The sequence below is a fragment of the Pseudomonas nitroreducens genome (genome assembly GCF_014204515.1).
Classification (GTDB): Bacteria; Pseudomonadota; Gammaproteobacteria; order Pseudomonadales; family Pseudomonadaceae; genus Pseudomonas; species Pseudomonas nitritireducens_A.
Map to the genome: position 1 here is coordinate 89,765 of NZ_JACHLI010000023.1, position 16,032 is coordinate 105,796.

Consider the following 16,032-nt stretch of genomic DNA (forward strand, 5'->3'; position numbering starts at 1 on the left):
GTGACAGAACACCCCAACCAGGCCCCGGCCCAACCCGTCCCCCATTCGGTATGGCGCAATCCCTGGCACTTCCTGGCCTTCGGCTTCGGCTCGGGCACCCTGCCCAAGGCGCCGGGCACCTGGGGTTCGCTGGTTGCGCTACCCTTCATACCACTCTGGCAGATGCTGCCGGACTGGGGTTACTGGCTGATGCTGGGCGTCACCATGCTGTTCGGCTTCTGGCTGTGCGGCAAAGTCGCCGACGATCTGCGGGTCCACGACCACGAAGGGATCGTCTGGGACGAGATGGTCGGCATGTGGATCACCCTCTGGCTGGTGCCGGAAGGCTGGTGGTGGCTGCTGGTGGGTTTCGTGGTGTTCCGCATCATCGACATCGCCAAGCCCTGGCCGATCAGCTGGGTGGACCGCAATGTCCACGGCGGCGTCGGCATCATGCTCGACGACGTGCTGGCCGGGGTGTTCGCCTGGCTGGTCATGCAAGGCCTGACATGGGGTTGGGCCCACTGGCTGATCTGAGGAAGATCGATGCGCCGATTGCTGTGCCTGCTCTGCTGCCTGCTCTGCTGCGTGTGCGGTCTGCCGGCCTTCGCTTCCGACACGTCCGTGGAAAAACCGAGCGAGATCCAGGTCGCCAGCGAGGTCTGGGTCAACTACACCCAGGCCGATGGCCAGGGCCTGGCGTGGGACCTGCTGCGGGCGGTCTACGAGCCCGAAGGTGTGCGCCTGAGGCTGCGCAGCGAACCCTACGTGCGTTCGGTCGGGCTGGTGCAGCGCGGCGAGGCGGATGCCTGGGTCGGCTCCTACCGCAATGAAATCGACGACATCATCTACCCGCACTGGCCCTACGACGTCGATCCCATCGGCGCGCTGGGCCTGAAGACTTCCCCCGCACCGACCCTGGCCGCGCTCGACGGCTACCGCCTGGCCTGGATGCGCGGCTACGCCTTTGATCGCTACCTGGATCACCTCAAGCAGCGCAACGAGCTGCAGCGGCGCAGTTCGGCGCTGCCGATGCTCGACGGTCATCGCATCGACTACTTCATCGACGCCCGTCCGGAGCTGGAGGAGATGATCGAGGCCAAGGGCGTGGACGCCAGCGTCTACCGCATCACCGATGTCGGCTCGATTCCGCTGTATCTTGGCTTCGCCAACAACGATCGTGGTCGGGAGCTGGCGAAACTGTTCGACGCGCGCATGCAGCTGCTCTACCGCAGCGGCGAGCTGGAGCGCCTGTTCAACCGCTGGCACTGGCCCTACGCACCGCTCAAACCGCTGCTGCCGCCCAAGGAGTGATGTCCATGCTGCGCCTGTCCGCTCTCGTGAGCCTGTCCGTCTGCGCCCTGGCCGCCCTGGCCGTCCTGGCGGCGCCGCAGGTGCAGGTGGTCGGGCTGTTCCCCGGTGCCGCGGTGCTCAGCATCGATGGCCAGCGCAAGCTGGTGAAGGTCGGCCAGACCGGCCCGGAAGGCGTACAGGTGGTCAGCGCCGACAGCCACAAGGCGGTCCTGCGCGTCGGGGGGGTGGAGCAGACCTACGAGCTGAGCCGCGAGTACAACACCGCTGGTTATGCCGCACCCTCGGCACGCACCGAGATGAGCATCGCCCGCGGTACCGGCGGGCACTATTGGGTCGCCGGCACGATCAACAACCAGAATGCACAGTTCCTGGTGGACACCGGTGCCACCACGGTGGCGATGAACGAAGGACAGGCCCGCCGCCTGGGCATCGACTACCGGGTCGGCGGCACGCCGATGATGGCGTCCACCGCCAGCGGCACGGCCAAGGGTTGGCGGGTGACGCTCAACAGCGTCAAGCTCGGTGGTGTCGAGGTACTGGGCGTGGAGGCCATCGTCCTGGAGGGCGATTTCCCCACCGAGATCTTGCTGGGCATGAGCTACCTCAATCGCGTCGGCTGGCGCGAGGACCAGGGCATGATGTACATCCAGGCCAAGCACTGATCCGCGGCTTCTATCAACAACATCGATGCTTATCCTGCGGAATTCGCAATGACGGTGCGGCCGGCGCTGCTGTTACAATGCCGGTCCTCCTTCCTTAGATAAATCTTTCAGGAGTTTCCGGTGTCTGTCGTTTTCGTCGCCGCCTCCAAGCTGCCCACCCCCTTCGGCGAATTCACCATGCATGGCTTCCTCGACGAGGAAACCGGCAAGGAACACGTCGCCCTGACCATGGGCAAGCTCGACGACGGCCAGCCGGTGCTGGGGCGTCTGCATTCCGAATGCCTCACCGGTGATGCGCTGTTCAGCCTGCGTTGCGACTGCGGTTTCCAGCTCGAGGGCGCGTTGTCGGCCATCGCCAAGGAAGGTCGCGGTGTGTTGCTGTACCTGCGCCAGGAAGGCCGTGGCATCGGCCTGCTCAACAAGATCCGCGCCTACGCCCTGCAGGATGAAGGCGCCGATACCGTGGAAGCCAACCTGGCCCTGGGCTTTGGCGCCGACCAGCGCGACTACGCCATGTGCCTGCCGATGCTCCAGCATCTGGGCGTCTGCTCGCTGAAGCTGATGACCAACAACCCGCGCAAGGTGAAGGCGCTGCAAGGTTACGGTCTGACCGTCGCCGAGCGCGTACCGCTGCAGAAGGGTCTGAACCCGCACAACAAGCGTTACCTGCAGACCAAGGCCGGCAAGCTGGGCCACATGCTGGGCAACATGCATCAGGGCGAAGCCGAGGCCGAGGCATCCGCTTCGTGAACCGCGCCGCTGTCCGGCGCCGGCTGAATCTGCTGTGGTGGTTGCTGCTGGCCCTGGCACTGGCGCCGCAGCACCTCATGTTGGCGCTGCTGGGCGATGCTCCGGGGCCTGAGTCACTGGCAACACCGGTATTCGTCGCCGGCCTGCTGTCGATGTTCATCACCCTGCCATTCTTCCGCCGCTACAAGCATGCGCTGATCGCTGCCGGCAGAGCCCGCGACACGGCTGAAGAGCCCGCTGCGTGGCAGGTGCTGGGTACGGCGCAGCGCCGTGGTGCACTGGTCGGCAGCCTGCCGGCCTGGATCGGTGCCCTGGCGGTGCTGGTCGACCTGCATGGCGTGCCCGTCCTGCTGCTGGGCTTCGCCAGCCTGGTCATCCTCTGGCTGTACCGCCTGCCGCGCCAACTGGCCTGATGCGCCGCCTTCTCTGCCTGCTCCTGCTGCTCGCCGGCCTGCCCGTGACGGCGGCGGAGCGGGTGGTCAGCCTCGCGCCCTCGCTCACCGATACCGTTCTGGAACTGGGTGCTGCCGGCCGCTTGGTCGGCGTGCTCGATGGCGGGCCGCGTCCGGACTCCCTGAAAGCGCTGCCGTCCGTGGGCCGCTACGGCCAGGTCAATCTCGAACAGATTCTCGCCCTGCAACCCGACCTGCTGCTGGTCTGGCCCGGCGCCGTGCCTGACGCCCAGCTGCAGCGCCTGAAGGCGCTGGGCATCCCGCTCTATGTAGCCGATCCGCACCGTCTGGAAGACATTTCCCGGCAACTGCGCGAACTGGGCGAGCGCCTGGGGCAGGCGCAGAAGGGCCGCGAGCTGGCACAAGCCTTCGACTCGCGCATCGCACAATTGCAGGCGCAGTACCGCCGCGAGCGGCCGCTCAAGGTGTTCTACCAGGTGTGGGATCGCCCGCTCTATACCGTGGGCGGGCGCCAGATCATCAGTCAGGCGCTGGAGGTCTGCGGCGGACGCAACCTGTTCGCCGACCTCGACCTGCCGGCGCCGCAGGTGGGCCAGGAGGCCGTGCTGGCGCGCGATCCGCAGGTGATCCTGGCGGCCAGCGAAGACCAGCTGCGCAGCTGGAGCGGCATGCGGCAGCTCAGCGCCACGCGGCTCGGGCAATTGTGGGTGGTGCCGGATCGCAATCTGGAGAAGCCCAGCTTTGCGATGCTCGAAGCTACCGGGAAGCTCTGTCGGTTGCTGGCCGGGGCCAGGGCTGGCGACTGAGCCGGCCTGGGTTCGCGAGCAAGCTCGCTCCTACAGGTCGAGGCTGGGGGGCCGCATTGCGTAGGAGCGGACTTTGTCCGCGATAGGCTCTCGCCGCGCAGGAGCATCGCGGATAAATCCGCTCCTACGGGTTCCGCTTCAGTATCGGTGCGCGGGGCTCTCTGGTCGTAGGGCGGATATCCCGGAACGGGATATCCGCCAAGGTGGCGGATAACGCCGTAGGCGTTATGCGCCCTACGGGAGAGGCCGGGCTCAGAAGCCTTCCAGCACGATCTTGCCCTTGGCCGTGTTGCTTTCCAGCAGCGCGTGGGCGCGGCGCAGGTTGGCGGCGTCGATTTTGCCGAAATGCTCGCCCAGAGTGGTCTTCAGCACACCGCTGTCGATCAGCCCGGCCACACGCTGCAGCAGTTTGTGCTGCTGGATCATGTCGTCGGTCTGGAACATCGAGCGGGTGTACATGAACTCCCAGTGCAGCGACAGGCTCTTCTGCTTGAGCAGGCGCACGTCGAGGTTCTCCGGGTCGTCGATCAGTGCCAGGCGGCCCTGCGGGCGCAGGCTGGCGACGATCTCGGGCAGGTGCTGCTCGGTCTGGTTCAGGCTGGCCACGTGGGTGACTTCACCGATGCCGATGCGCTTGAGCTCCTCGCTCAGCGGTTTGCGGTGATCGATCACGTGGTGCGCGCCGAGCTGGCGGACCCACTCCTGGGTTTCCGGGCGCGAGGCGGTGCCGATCACGGTCATGCCGGTGAGCTGGCGGGCCAGTTGGGTGAGGATCGAACCGACGCCGCCGGCAGCGCCGACGATCAGCAGGCTCTGGCCCTTGCTGGCGTTGCCCTCGGCCACCTGCAGGCGGTCGAACAGCAGTTCCCAGGCGGTGATGGTGGTCAGCGGCAGCGCGGCGGCGTGGGCGAAGTCCAGGCTCTGCGGCATCGGGCCGACGATGCGCTCGTCCACCAGCTGCAGCTCGGCATTGCTGCCGGGGCGGGTCAGGTCTCCGGCGTACCAGACCTTGTCGCCCGGCTTGAACAGGCTGGCTTCACTTCCCACCGCACGGACCACGCCGGCGGCGTCCCAGCCCAGCACCTTGTGCTGGCCTGCGGCGGGCTGGGCGCGCATGCGCACCTTGGTGTCCACCGGGTTGACGGAGATGGCGCGTACTTCCACCAGCAGGTCGCGCGGGCCGGGCGTGGGCTCGGGCAGCTGGATGTCGAGCAGGGCGTTGGCGTCGCTGCTGGGCAGGCTCTGGGTGTAGCCGATGGCTTTCATGGGAATTCCTATGTGTTCGAGCGATCAGTCGATGCGGTTCATCAGGCGGATATCGAGCTCCGCCAGGTCGGCTTGGGCAGCCTTCACGAAGGCCTGGAAGTGAGGGCTGGCTTCGTGTTCGGCCAGGGCTTCCTCGTCGCGCCACTGCTCGATCATGTAGATCAGCTCGGCGTCCTTGATGTCGCGGTGCAGGTCGTACTGCAGGCAGCCGGCCTCGGCGCGGGAAGGCGCGAGCATGCCGTGCAGGCGTTCCTGCAGGCTGTCGGCGCGGCCGGGCTTGGCGCGAATGATGGCGATCAGGGTCAGGCTCATCCGGGTATCTCCAGTAGGGCGGGGAAGGTGAGGGCATGCTGCTCTCTTTCATCGGCAAGAAAAACCGCGTAAGTAGAGAGTCTCTTTCAAAGGATTTTTGAAAATGCTGCGTTTCGACGACCTGCAGATCTTCGTCCGCACCGCCGAGCGCGGCAGCCTTTCCGCCGCCGCCCGCGAGCTGGAACTGTCGCCAGCGGTGGCCAGCGCCGCACTCAAACGCCTGGAAAGCGAGCTGGACGTACGCCTGTTCGCCCGTTCCACCCGCAGCCTGCGACTGACCGCCGAGGGCGAGCTGTACCTGGCCCACGCCCGCGCCGCCCTGCAGAGCCTGGACGACGGCCGCCAGCTGCTGGCCGGCGGCAGGAGCGAGATCGCCGGCAACTTCCAGGTCTCGGCGCCTTCGGACTTCGGGCGCAATGTGCTGCTGCCCTGGCTCGACGAATTCCAGGCGCTGCACCCGAGGATGAACCTGCGCCTGCTGATCAGCGACCGCCAGGCCGACCTCTACCGGCAGCCGGTGGACGTGGCCTTCCGCCTCGGCCTGCCGGGGGATTCGAACCTGGTGGCGCTGCCGCTGGCCCCGGACAACCGCCGGGTGCTGTGCGCCGCGCCGGACTACTTCGCCCGCCACGGCAAGCCGACGCATCCGGACGAATTGCAGCAGCACAACTGTCTGCTCTACATGCTCGGCGGGCGCGCCCACGAGCGCTGGCGCTTCAGCGACAGCCGCAAGCAGCACGAGGTGACGGTGCGCGGCGATCGCCTGTGCGACGACGCCGACGTGGTGCGGCGCTGGGCCGTGGCGGGGCAGGGGCTGGTGTACAAGTCCTGGCTGGACGTGGCGGCCGACGTGCGCGCCGGCCGGCTGGAGGTGGCGCTGGCGGACTACCTGGGCGAAGCCACGCCGATGAACCTGTTCTGCACCCATCGCGCCCAGCTGAGCCGGGCGGTGACCCAGTTGCGCGAGTTCGTCCAGTTGCGCTGCGCCGAACTGATGGGCGAGCGCCCCTGGGCCTGAAGCCGGGTCAGAGCGGCGTGTAGCGGTGGATCGCCGCCGACAGGCCCCAGGCACTGGCCACCGCCAGCAGCACCATGGCGGTCGGCAGCAGGCTCCACCAGATGCGCGGCGCCAGGGCCGGCAGTTCGCTGCGGCGCTGACTGATCCACAGGCTGGCGGCGCACACCGAGGCGCCGAGCAGCGCCCCGGCGATAATGTCGCTGGGCCAGTGGGCGCCCAGGTATACGCGGGACAGGGCGATGCTGGCCGCCGGAATCACCGCCAGCAGCATCCAGGTCAGGCGCACGCGCGGGGATTTCTCCCGGCTGGCCAGCACGCCGAGCACCAGGAAGAAGGCGAAGGACGCCGAGCTGTGGCCGCTGGGCATGCTGAAGGCGGACAGCGGGTCGGCGATCACCTCCGGCCGTGCCCGGCCGAAGAAGTGTTTGAGGGTGGTGTTGAGCAGCGCGGTGCCGACCATGGTGCCGGCGGCGAAGATCGCGTGGCGCCACAGCCGCAGCGCGGCCAGCAGCGCCGCCAGCAGGGCGCCGGCAATGAACTGGGTACGGAAGTCGCCGATGCGGGTGACCGCCACCATCACGTCGTTCAGCCAGCCATGGCGGTGCTCCTGCACCAGCGCCATCAACCCGTGGTCCAGGGCGTCCAGGTGCGGCCAGCCGATGAGCAGGGCGATGAGCAGGGCGAAGCAGCCGATGGCGCCGATCAGCGGGGCGTTGCGCTTGCGGCTGAGCTCGGCGTGGATGATCAGGGCGAACACCGCGGCGATGCACGCGGCCACCACGCCGGCCTGCGGCCAGAAGCCTTCGGGCAGCGGCAGGCGCATGGCGGCGCCGGTGGCCCAGCCGGGTACCAGGTAGGCGATGGACCAGCCGGCAGCGGCGACGACGGAGACTGCCAGGAAGCGCCCGAAGGGCATGTCGAGCATGCCGGCGATCATCGGCAGGAAGGGCCGCAGCGCACCGATGAAGCGTCCCACCAGCAGGCTGGCGACGCCGTAGCGGTGGAAGAAGCCCTCGGCGCTGGCCAGCCATTCCGGGTGGTGGCGCAGGTAGGGCAGGCGGCGGATGTCCTGGTGGAAGTGGCGGCCGATCCAGTAGGACGACACATCGCCCAGCAGGCCGCCGAAGAACGCCAGCGCCAGGGTTTCCCCCAGCCCGAGGGCGCCGCTGCCGGCCAGCACGGCGATGGCGAAGAGCATCACCACGCCGGGCAGGATGATCCCGACCACGGCGGCGCATTCGAGGAAGGCGACCAGGAACAGGACCAGGGCGAGCCATTGCGGATGGGTGGCCATCCAGGTGTTGAAGGCGGCGAGATCGATCATCGGAAGGTAGCGTCCTGGGTTCCGAGCAGGTGGTAGTCATGGCCTTCGACCTGCCCGCGGCGCAGTGGGTTGCGCGTGCAGAAGCTGGCGAAGGTGGCATCGACGAAGCGGTACATCAGGTGCTCGTCGCGGCCGTGGGGAATCCCCAGGCGCGCGGCCTGGATGACTTGCGAGGGCTGTTCGCCGAGGTCGTCGACGAACAGTTCCTGAGGATCGAAGCGCTGGGCGTCCCAGTCCGGGACTTTCAGGCCCAGGGCGCGGCAGAGCAGCGTCTGGCCCGCGCACAGTTTGCCGAGGGGGCGTTCGCTGCCGTCGGCGGCGGGGTTGAGCTGGCGCATGCAGGCCAGGGCGGCGTCGCCGGAGATGCGGTCCAGCCAGGGGTGGCCGGACTTGATCAGCACCGCGTTGCCCGGCCCGCCGGCGCTGAAGTTCAGCGAGTCGCCGCCACGCGCGTAATACATGTAGATGTGCCCGCCATCGAGGAACAGCGCCTTGCGCTTCTCGGTGTAGCCCAGGGAAGCGTGGCTGCCTTTCTCCGCCAGGTAATAGGCCTCGGTCTCGATGATCCGCGCCGACAGCCACAACTCGCCGACCCGATGGCGGATCACCTTGCCCAGCAGTTCGCGGGCGACGGTCAGGGCATCGCGATCGAAGAAGGCGTCGGGCAGCGGATTGGCCTCGGGCCAGGGCAAACTTAGGTTGGGTTCGGCAGGCATCGGATTGTCGCGGTTCTTTGGCCGGTCTTAGGCTGGGGGATCATAACAACAAGATTCTTAAGCATGGCTGAACGGATCCGGGCCGACAGCGCCCACATCACCCCCAGCGCGCACTACACCGGTTACGTCTGGTATCGCCACCAGCTCGCCGACCCGGCCTTCGCCACGGCCTTCGGGCGCTGGGTGCACGGCTGCGTGGCGCCGATCAACTGGGGCGCGCGGATCGGCTTCGGCCTGAATATCGAAGACTTCCTCCTGCAACGTCATCTGCTGATCGATGCCCGGCTGACCCAGGCCATCGAATTGCGCGGTGTAAGCCAGGTGGTGGAGATCGCCTGCGGGCTGTCGCCCCGCGGCCGACGCTTCCGCGAGCGTTATCCGCACCTCACCTATCTGGAAGCCGACCTGCCGCCCATGGCCGCGCGCAAATCCGCGCTGCTGCAGGAACAGGGCTGGCTGGACGGCCAGCACCGCGTGCGGGCGGTGGATATCCTCGCCGAACAGGGCGAGCAGAGCCTGGCAGCGCTGCTCTCCGAGCTGGACCCGGACCGCCCCGTGGCAGTGATCACCGAGGGCCTGGTGAACTACTTCCAGCGCCCGGTGATCGAGGGCTTCTGGCGCCGGCTGGCCGCGGCCCTGCGGGTTTTCCCGGAGGCGACCTACCTGACCGAACTCTATCCCGACCTGCGCGAGCATCCGCGCTACCGGCAGATTCGCTGGGGCGTGGGGCTGATCGGGCGGCTGACGCGGGGAGGCTATCCGCTGCACTACCGCAGCGCTGCCGAGATCGAGCAGGCGTTCAGCGGTTGCGGGTTCGGCCGGGTGGGGGTGCTCGATCCGCAGGTGGACGGCGCCGGGTTGGGGTTGCCCAAGGGGCGGATGCCGAGCCTGGTGCGGGTGATCGAGGCGCGGGTTTAGGCACTGCGCTGGGCGGTTCGCGAGCAAGCTCGCTCCTACGAGGAGCAGCTTTGGCGTGTCCGGTGACCTGTAGGAGCGAGCTTGCTCGCGAACAGTCGTGCTGCTGGTGATACAGGGTGCCAACCAATCCCCTCTCCCCAACCCTCTCCCTGAAGGGAGAGGGAGCAATCCGTGCCGGCTGACGCTGTGGTTTCACTTGTTGCCGAACAGTCCCCTCCCCCTCAGGAGCGGGGCGCGCAGCCAGGGTTAGGGTGAGGGAAAGTCCGAGCGATAAGGCAACTGATGATTGCCGCTGATCACGCGGCACACGCCCCCCGCTGCATCGGCACCACCATCGCCGCCAGCGCCGCGCTGGCCTGCGGATCGCCATGGGCGAAGATGAATGCCAGGCCGCCACCGTCATAACGTAGCGGCAGGATATCCAGCTCCGGCAGCCCGGCAGCGGTCAGTTTCCAGCCTCGCTCGGGGCGATCCAGCGGCAACTCCACGCGGACCAGCCCGCCGAAGTACCCCACCTCCGCCAACTCGCAGGGCCATTCGCCGCCTTCATCGTTGCGCAGCACGGCACGGGTGTCGGCCGGCGTCAGGCGCGGCTCGAAGCGCCGCTCCAGGTGCAGCAGCTGCTGGCGCTGGAAGCGCGTGCTGCCGGCGGCGCTGCGTGGCAGCGATTCGCCGCGCAGGAAGGGGTTGTACAGCCGGGCGCAGGCGTCGCGGCGTTCGAACTGGGCCAGGTGGTCGGCGTTGTGGATCAGGGCGAACTCGGCATCCGCGCAGGCGTGGGCGAACTCGGCGTGCTCCCACGGCTGGGTGAAGTGGTCGTACTCGCCGGCCAGCACCAGGGTCGGGCACTGCGGGTGGCGGTCGAAGCCGCCGAAGGCCAGCAGGCGCTGGCTGTTCTGCCGGTAGCGCTCGATTTCCGCCGGGGTCAGGCGCTGCAGCTGGCGCAGCAAAGCCTTGCGGAACACCGGCGAGACGCCGGTATCGGCCAGCCGCAGCGGGTTGATCAGCCCGGTGAGCACGCCATGGGCGAAAGGCGTCTGCTCGCCCAGCTCCAGGCGCGCCAGGGCTTCCACCAGCAGCGCGCGGGCCCCTGGGCGGCCGAAGGCGGTGATGCCGGCCAATAGCAGGCGCCCGCAGCGCGCCGGGTGGCGGGCGGCGAACAGCGCGGCCAGGGCCGAGCCGTAGGACAGCCCGATGGGCATCAGCGGCGGCAGTTGCAGGGTCTCGGCGAAGGCGGCGATCAGGTCGGCCAGGTCCTCCAGGCTCAGCTGCGGCGCCAGTTGCAGGTTGCCGCCCTGGCTGGGCAGGTCGAGCAGGATCACCGGGTGCCCGGCGAGCAGTTCGGAGACTTCGCTGGCGAAGGAGCGGAAGCTCTGGAACGCGCCGCCCAGCAGCAGGACCGGTGCGCGCGGGTCGTCTTCCCGGGAGGAGAAGGCCTGGTAGTGCAGTTGCCAACCGTCCAGTTCCAGCACCGCCGGGGCGGCGGTCAGGGACTGGGCGCTGTAATCGGTGCGATAGCGCATGGCAGTTCTCCGGCGGTGGGCCGCCTCTTGTTGTTCTTCCCTGGCCTGATTCCCTGGCATGCGAGCACTGCGGGGGCAACTAGCCATGCTTGCAAGGTAAACAGCGGATACGAATTTGGTTACCCAACCTTCGGGCGGCGGAAGGGGGCAGGGGACCTGCGGATGTCACCGTTTCACCGATGGGACGGGGCGTGGGGGCGGATAACCGTTACGTGCGGCGCGTCGCCGACCGGCCGGCTGCTGCGGCTGGCCGCTGGGGGCGTGGTCCCGTTATACTCGCGCATTTCCCTCACGCAGACGCGTTAGATCATGACCGAGTCCGTTCTCGACTATATGAGCCGCCTGGGCCGCGCCGCCCGTGAAGCGTCGCGCGTCATCGCGCGCGCCACGACCGCGCAGAAGAACAGGGCCCTGCTGGCTGCAGCCGATGCCCTGGACGCCGCCCGCGCCCAGCTGACCGAAGCCAACGAACAGGACCTGGCCAACGGCCGTGCCAACGGTCTGGAGCCAGCCATGCTCGACCGCCTGGCCCTGACTCCGGCGCGCATCGACGACATGATCGAGGGCCTGCGCCAGGTCGCCACGCTGCCGGACCCCATCGGCGAGATCCGCGACATGCGCTACGTGCCGTCCGGCATCCAGCTGGGCAAGATGCGCGTGCCCCTGGGCGTGGTGGGAATCATCTACGAATCGCGCCCCAACGTGACCATCGACGCCGCCAGCCTGTGCCTGAAGTCCGGCAATGCGACCATCCTGCGCGGCGGTTCCGAGGCGATCCACTCCAACCAGGCGATCGCCGCGTGCATCCAGACTGGCCTGGCCGCCGCCGGCCTGCCGGCCAGTGTGGTGCAGGTGGTGGAAACCACCGACCGCGCCGCCGTCGGCGCGCTGATCACCATGCCCGAGTACGTCGACGTGATCGTGCCGCGCGGCGGCAAGGGCCTGATCGAGCGCATCAGCCGTGACGCCAAGGTTACGGTGATCAAGCACCTGGACGGCATCTGCCACGTCTACATCGACGTCGCTGCCGACCTCGACAAGGCCATCCGCGTCGCCGACAACGCCAAGACCCACCGTTACGCGCCGTGCAACGCCATGGAGACGCTGCTGGTCCACGCCGGCATCGCCGATCGCGTGCTGCCGCCGCTGGCCGCCATCTACCGCGACAAGGGCGTGGAGCTGCGCGGCGACGCCGCCACCCGCGCGCTGCTGGGCGCCGACGTGCTGGAAGCCACCGAGGAAGACTGGCGCACCGAATACAACGCGCCGATCCTGTCGATCCGCATCGTTGACGGCCTCGACGCCGCCATCGAGCACATCAACACCTACGGCTCGCAGCACACCGACGCGATCATTACCGAGAACTTCACCGACGCCCGCCGCTTCCTCACCGAAGTGGATTCGGCCTCGGTCATGGTCAACGCCTCGACCCGTTTCGCCGATGGCTTCGAATACGGCCTGGGCGCGGAGATCGGCATTTCCACCGACAAGCTGCACGCCCGCGGCCCGGTCGGCCTGGAAGGCCTGACCAGCGAGAAATACGTGGTGTTCGGCGACGGACACGTGCGGACCTGATGAACAAGGCGCGTTCCCGGCGGGTCGGTCTGTTCGGCGGCACCTTCGACCCGGTGCACATCGGTCACCTGCGCAGTGCGCTGGAGATGGCCGAGCAGTTCGAATTCGACGAGTTGCGCCTGATCCCCAACTTCCGCCCGCCGCACCGCGACACCCCCCGGGTGAAGCCGGAGCAGCGGCTGGCGATGGTCGAGCTGGCGGTAGCCGGCGTGACCCCGCTGGTGGTCGATGACCGCGAGCTGAAGCGTGACAAACCCTCCTACACCATCGACACCCTGGAGTCGCTGCGTGGGGAGCTGGATGAGCAGGACCAGTTGTTCCTGCTGGTCGGCTGGGACGCATTCTGCGGCCTGCCGACCTGGCATCGCTGGGAAGAGTTGCTGGAGCACTGTCATATCGTCGTGCTGCAGCGCCCGGATGCCGACAGCGAGCCGCCGGAAGACCTGCGCGACCTGCTGGCGGCGCGCAGTGTTGCCGACCCGAAGGCGATGACCGGCCCCGCCGGGCAGATCACCTTCGTCTGGCAGACGCCGCTGGCGGTTTCCGCCACCCAGATCCGCCAACTCCTGTCGCAGGGGCGCTCGGTGCGCTACCTGGTGCCGGACGCGGTATTGAACTATATCGAGGCGCACGGCCTGTACCAGGCGTCTCACTGAACGAGTTACAGAGAGTCATTTCATGCAAACCGAACAACTCATCGAACTGGCCGTCGCCGCCCTGGAAGATCTCAAGGCGCAGGACATCACCGTCATCGACGTCCGCGACAAGACCAGCATCACCGACGCCATGATCATCGCCACCGGCGCCTCCAGCCGTCAGGTCAAGTCGCTGGCCGACAACGTCCTGGAAAAGGTCAAGGAACAGGGCGTGCGCCCGATCGGCAGCGAAGGCCAGGAAGGCGGCGAATGGGTCCTGATCGACCTCGCCAACGTCGTGGTCCACGTCATGCAGCCGGCCACCCGCCAGTTCTACGACCTCGAACGCCTGTGGCAGGGCGCCGAGCAGAGCCGCGCCCAGCACAGCGCCGAGTAAGCCCGTCGTGCGTCTGCGTCTGATCGCGGTCGGCTCGCGCATGCCGCGCTGGGTGGAAGAGGGCTGGGCGGAATACGTCAAGCGCCTGCCCTCGGAGCTGTCCCTGGAACTGGTGGAAATCCCGCTCAACACGCGTGGCAAGAATGCCGACGTGGCGCGGCTGATCCGCCAGGAAGGCGAGGCCATGCTGAGCAAGGTCCAGCCTGGGGAACGCATCGTCACCCTGGAAGTCGAAGGCAAGCCCTGGAGCACCCCCCAGCTGGCGCAGGAGCTCGACCGCTGGCGCCTCGACGCGCGCACCGTCAACCTCATGGTCGGCGGGCCGGAAGGCCTGGCGCCGGAGGTCTGCGCGCGCAGCGAGCAGCGCTGGTCGCTGTCGCCGCTGACCCTGCCGCACCCGCTGGTGCGCATCCTGGTCGGCGAGCAGATCTACCGCGCCTGGACGGTCCTGTCCGGGCACCCCTACCACAAGTAGTCGTAGCCGCTTTCGATGCCGCAGCCGATACAGCTCAAGGACCACGAGAAGGACGCCCGTCAGGTCCGCACCCGCGTCATCGTCGGCGGAGTGGCGATCTTCCTGCTCGCCCTGGTGCTGGTGGCGCGCATGTATCACCTGCAGGTGACGCAGTACGACTACCACTCGACGCTGTCGGAGAACAACCGCGTCCACGTGCAGCCGATTCCGCCCAATCGCGGGCTGATCTTCGACCGCAACGGGGTGATCATCGCCGACAACCGTCCCAGCTTCAGCCTGACCATCACCCGCGAGCGCACCGAGAACCTGCAGGAAACGCTCAAGACCCTGGTGGACATCCTCGGCCTCACCGAGGAAGACAAGGCCATCTTCGAGAAGCGCATGAAGCAGGGGCGCCGGCCGTTCGAGCCGGTGCCGATCATGTTCGAGCTGTCCGAGGAGCAGATCGCCCGCATCGCGGTGAACCAGTACCGCCTGCCCGGCGTCGACGTCGCCGCACAGTTCGTCCGCCACTACCCGCTGGGCGAGCACTTCGCCCACTCGGTGGGCTACGTCGGGCGGATCAACGAGGCGGAACTGAAGAAGCTCGACCCGGTGGCCTATTCGGGCACCCACCACATCGGCAAGACCGGTGTGGAGAAGTTCTACGAGGATTCGCTGCACGGCACCGTGGGCTACGAGGAAGTCGAGACCAACGCCCGTGGCCGCGTGCTGCGGGTGCTCAAGCGCACCGAGCCGATCTCCGGCCGCGACATCGTGCTGAGCATCGACAGCAAGCTGCAGGCCGCCGCCGAAACCGCCCTGGCCGGCCGCCGCGGCGCCATCGTGGCGATCCAGCCGTCCACCGGCGACGTACTGGCGATGGTCAGCCAGCCGAGCTACGACCCCAACCTGTTCGTCACCGGCATCAGCTTCAAGGACTACGCCGCCCTGCGCGATTCCGAGGACCGCCCGCTGTACAACCGCGTGCTGCGCGGCCTGTACCCGCCGGGCTCGACGGTGAAGCCGGCGGTGGCCATCGCCGGTCTCGATGCTGGCGTGGTGACACCGGCGAGCCGGGTGTTCGACCCCGGCTACTACCAACTGCCGAACTACGACCACAAGTACCGCAACTGGAACCGCATGGGCGACGGCTGGGTGAACCTGGAAACCGCGATCATGCGGTCCAACGACACCTACTTCTACGACTTGGCGCACAAGCTGGGGATCGACCGCCTGCACGACTACATGAGCGAATTCGGCTTCGGCCAGCGCGTGGCCCTGGACATGTACGGCGAGGCTGATGGCCTGATGCCGTCGCGCCAGTGGAAGCGCGCCGTGCGCCGGCAGGTCTGGTACCCCGGCGAAACGCTGATCCTGGGGATCGGCCAGGGCTACATGCAATCCACGCCGCTGCAGCTGGCGCAGATGGTTGCGCTGATCGCCAACAAGGGTAAGTGGATTCGCCCGCACCTGGCCAAGACCATCGACGGCAAGCCGCCAACCGATCCCGAGCCGATGCCGGACATCCTGCTCAAGGACCCGAACAACTGGAACCTGGTCGACAACGGCATGCAGCAGGTGGTCCACGGCGCCCGCGGCACCGCGCACAAGGTCGGCGCCACGGCGGTCTACCGGATCGCCGGCAAGTCCGGTACCGCCCAGGTGGTAGCGATCAAGCAGGGCGAGAAGTACGACCGCTCCAAGCTCAACGAGCGCCACCGCGACCACGCCCTGTTCGTCGGCTTCGCCCCGGCGGACAATCCGCAGATCGCCGTGGCGGTGATGGTGGAGAACGGCGAGTCCGGCTCCGGCGTCGCCGCCCCCGTACTCAAGCAGGTGCTGGATGCCTGGCTGCTCGACGAGAGCGGCAAGCTCAAGCCCGAATACGCACCGCAGACCACGGCGGAGGCGCCCAGACCATGACCATGAACGGCAATTTCGACCGCACCCTGTCCAACGAAGACGTG

18 protein-coding genes are annotated in these 16,032 nt (G+C 67.8%); 13 read left to right on the forward strand and 5 right to left on the reverse strand.

Going from position 1 to position 16,032, the window contains the following annotated elements; genetic code table 11:
- The 6 genes from HNP46_RS24315 (at window position 1) to HNP46_RS24340 (ending at window position 3,924) form a co-directional block, all read left to right on the forward strand.
- On the forward strand, window positions 1–516 hold the full coding sequence (locus tag HNP46_RS24315) for a phosphatidylglycerophosphatase A family protein (RefSeq protein WP_054906743.1): 516 nt from the start codon (window positions 1–3) through the stop codon (window positions 514–516).
- Window positions 517–525: 9 nt separating this feature from the next.
- On the forward strand, window positions 526–1,293 hold the full coding sequence (locus tag HNP46_RS24320) for a substrate-binding periplasmic protein (protein WP_184594077.1): 768 nt from the start codon (window positions 526–528) through the stop codon (window positions 1,291–1,293).
- Between the two features lie 5 nt (window positions 1,294–1,298).
- Window positions 1,299–1,955 carry a retropepsin-like aspartic protease family protein gene (locus HNP46_RS24325; RefSeq protein ID WP_184594079.1) on the forward strand — a complete coding sequence of 219 codons (657 nt, stop codon included), beginning with the start codon at window positions 1,299–1,301 and terminating at the stop codon, window positions 1,953–1,955.
- A 120-nt stretch (window positions 1,956–2,075) separates the two neighbouring features.
- Window positions 2,076–2,705: a GTP cyclohydrolase II gene (ribA, locus tag HNP46_RS24330; protein WP_184594081.1), complete on the forward strand. Its 630-nt coding sequence runs from the start codon at window positions 2,076–2,078 to the stop codon at window positions 2,703–2,705.
- Window positions 2,702–3,118: an MFS transporter gene (locus tag HNP46_RS24335; protein WP_184594083.1), complete on the forward strand. Its 417-nt coding sequence runs from the start codon at window positions 2,702–2,704 to the stop codon at window positions 3,116–3,118. Before ribA ends, HNP46_RS24335 begins: the two co-directional genes overlap by 4 nt.
- A complete protein-coding gene (locus HNP46_RS24340) occupies window positions 3,118–3,924 on the forward strand; it encodes a cobalamin-binding protein (protein ID WP_184594085.1) in 807 nt (268 codons plus the stop codon). Before HNP46_RS24335 ends, HNP46_RS24340 begins: the two co-directional genes overlap by 1 nt.
- A 252-nt stretch (window positions 3,925–4,176) precedes the next feature.
- On the opposite strand, the gene HNP46_RS24345 is transcribed toward HNP46_RS24340, so the two are convergent.
- Window positions 4,177–5,190, reverse strand: a complete 1,014-nt coding sequence (locus HNP46_RS24345; protein WP_184594087.1) for a zinc-binding alcohol dehydrogenase family protein — start codon at window positions 5,188–5,190, stop codon at window positions 4,177–4,179.
- A 24-nt stretch (window positions 5,191–5,214) separates the two neighbouring features.
- Window positions 5,215–5,502: a putative quinol monooxygenase gene (locus HNP46_RS24350; RefSeq protein ID WP_184594089.1), complete on the reverse strand. Its 288-nt coding sequence runs from the start codon at window positions 5,500–5,502 to the stop codon at window positions 5,215–5,217.
- A gap of 103 nt (window positions 5,503–5,605) precedes the next feature.
- On the opposite strand from HNP46_RS24350, the gene HNP46_RS24355 reads away from it, so the two are divergent.
- Window positions 5,606–6,520: a LysR family transcriptional regulator gene (locus HNP46_RS24355; protein ID WP_184594090.1), complete on the forward strand. Its 915-nt coding sequence runs from the start codon at window positions 5,606–5,608 to the stop codon at window positions 6,518–6,520.
- Between the two features lie 7 nt (window positions 6,521–6,527).
- Here HNP46_RS24355 and HNP46_RS24360 read toward each other — a convergent pair whose 3' ends face one another.
- Window positions 6,528–7,841 carry a bifunctional DedA family/phosphatase PAP2 family protein gene (locus HNP46_RS24360; RefSeq protein WP_311771838.1) on the reverse strand — a complete coding sequence of 438 codons (1,314 nt, stop codon included), beginning with the start codon at window positions 7,839–7,841 and terminating at the stop codon, window positions 6,528–6,530.
- Complete coding sequence (locus tag HNP46_RS24365) at window positions 7,841–8,560, reverse strand: DNA-3-methyladenine glycosylase (RefSeq protein ID WP_184594094.1); 720 nt, start codon at window positions 8,558–8,560, stop codon at window positions 7,841–7,843. The genes HNP46_RS24360 and HNP46_RS24365 overlap by 1 nt, the downstream gene beginning before the upstream one ends.
- A gap of 63 nt (window positions 8,561–8,623) precedes the next feature.
- On the opposite strand from HNP46_RS24365, the gene HNP46_RS24370 reads away from it, so the two are divergent.
- Window positions 8,624–9,478 carry a class I SAM-dependent methyltransferase gene (locus HNP46_RS24370; RefSeq protein WP_184594096.1) on the forward strand — a complete coding sequence of 285 codons (855 nt, stop codon included), beginning with the start codon at window positions 8,624–8,626 and terminating at the stop codon, window positions 9,476–9,478.
- Between the two features lie 296 nt (window positions 9,479–9,774).
- Here the strand turns inward: HNP46_RS24370 and HNP46_RS24375 are convergent, their stop codons facing one another.
- Entirely contained in the window at window positions 9,775–11,001 is a 1,227-nt protein-coding gene (locus tag HNP46_RS24375) for an alpha/beta fold hydrolase (RefSeq protein ID WP_184594097.1), read from the reverse strand.
- A 309-nt stretch (window positions 11,002–11,310) separates the two neighbouring features.
- Here HNP46_RS24375 and HNP46_RS24380 point away from each other — a divergent pair, with 309 nt between their 5' ends.
- The 5 genes from HNP46_RS24380 to mrdA are packed head-to-tail and all read left to right on the forward strand — an operon-like array spanning window position 11,311 to window position 15,988.
- Window positions 11,311–12,576, forward strand: a complete 1,266-nt coding sequence (locus HNP46_RS24380) for a glutamate-5-semialdehyde dehydrogenase (protein ID WP_184594099.1) — start codon at window positions 11,311–11,313, stop codon at window positions 12,574–12,576.
- Window positions 12,576–13,232, forward strand: coding sequence for a nicotinate-nucleotide adenylyltransferase (gene nadD, locus HNP46_RS24385; RefSeq protein WP_184594101.1), 657 nt, complete (start codon window positions 12,576–12,578; stop codon window positions 13,230–13,232). The genes HNP46_RS24380 and nadD overlap by 1 nt, the downstream gene beginning before the upstream one ends.
- Before the next feature lie 22 nt (window positions 13,233–13,254).
- On the forward strand, window positions 13,255–13,608 hold the full coding sequence (gene rsfS, locus HNP46_RS24390; RefSeq protein WP_184594109.1) for a ribosome silencing factor: 354 nt from the start codon (window positions 13,255–13,257) through the stop codon (window positions 13,606–13,608).
- 7 nt (window positions 13,609–13,615) lie between these two features.
- Entirely contained in the window at window positions 13,616–14,083 is a 468-nt protein-coding gene (gene rlmH, locus HNP46_RS24395) for a 23S rRNA (pseudouridine(1915)-N(3))-methyltransferase RlmH (protein ID WP_015475414.1), read from the forward strand.
- Window positions 14,084–14,098: 15 nt separating this feature from the next.
- A complete protein-coding gene (gene mrdA / locus HNP46_RS24400; protein WP_184594111.1) occupies window positions 14,099–15,988 on the forward strand; it encodes a penicillin-binding protein 2 in 1,890 nt (629 codons plus the stop codon).
- Window positions 15,989–16,032 lie beyond the last annotated feature (44 nt).

Bases quoted from the DNA above. Each gene is read 5' to 3' on its own strand.
- HNP46_RS24320 (WP_184594077.1), top strand. From the start codon at position 526: ATGCGCCGATTGCTGTGCCTGCTCTGCTGCCTGCTCTGCTGCGTGTGC.
- HNP46_RS24325 (WP_184594079.1), top strand. From the start codon at position 1,299: ATGCTGCGCCTGTCCGCTCTCGTGAGCCTGTCCGTCTGCGCCCTGGCC.
- HNP46_RS24340 (WP_184594085.1), top strand. From the start codon at position 3,118: ATGCGCCGCCTTCTCTGCCTGCTCCTGCTGCTCGCCGGCCTGCCCGTG.
- HNP46_RS24345 (WP_184594087.1), bottom strand. From the start codon at position 5,190: ATGAAAGCCATCGGCTACACCCAGAGCCTGCCCAGCAGCGACGCCAAC.
- HNP46_RS24350 (WP_184594089.1), bottom strand. From the start codon at position 5,502: ATGAGCCTGACCCTGATCGCCATCATTCGCGCCAAGCCCGGCCGCGCC.
- HNP46_RS24355 (WP_184594090.1), top strand. From the start codon at position 5,606: ATGCTGCGTTTCGACGACCTGCAGATCTTCGTCCGCACCGCCGAGCGC.
- HNP46_RS24365 (WP_184594094.1), bottom strand. From the start codon at position 8,560: ATGCCTGCCGAACCCAACCTAAGTTTGCCCTGGCCCGAGGCCAATCCG.
- HNP46_RS24370 (WP_184594096.1), top strand. From the start codon at position 8,624: ATGGCTGAACGGATCCGGGCCGACAGCGCCCACATCACCCCCAGCGCG.
- HNP46_RS24375 (WP_184594097.1), bottom strand. From the start codon at position 11,001: ATGCGCTATCGCACCGATTACAGCGCCCAGTCCCTGACCGCCGCCCCG.
- HNP46_RS24380 (WP_184594099.1), top strand. From the start codon at position 11,311: ATGACCGAGTCCGTTCTCGACTATATGAGCCGCCTGGGCCGCGCCGCC.
- nadD (WP_184594101.1), top strand. From the start codon at position 12,576: ATGAACAAGGCGCGTTCCCGGCGGGTCGGTCTGTTCGGCGGCACCTTC.
- rsfS (WP_184594109.1), top strand. From the start codon at position 13,255: ATGCAAACCGAACAACTCATCGAACTGGCCGTCGCCGCCCTGGAAGAT.
- mrdA (WP_184594111.1), top strand. From the start codon at position 14,099: ATGCCGCAGCCGATACAGCTCAAGGACCACGAGAAGGACGCCCGTCAG.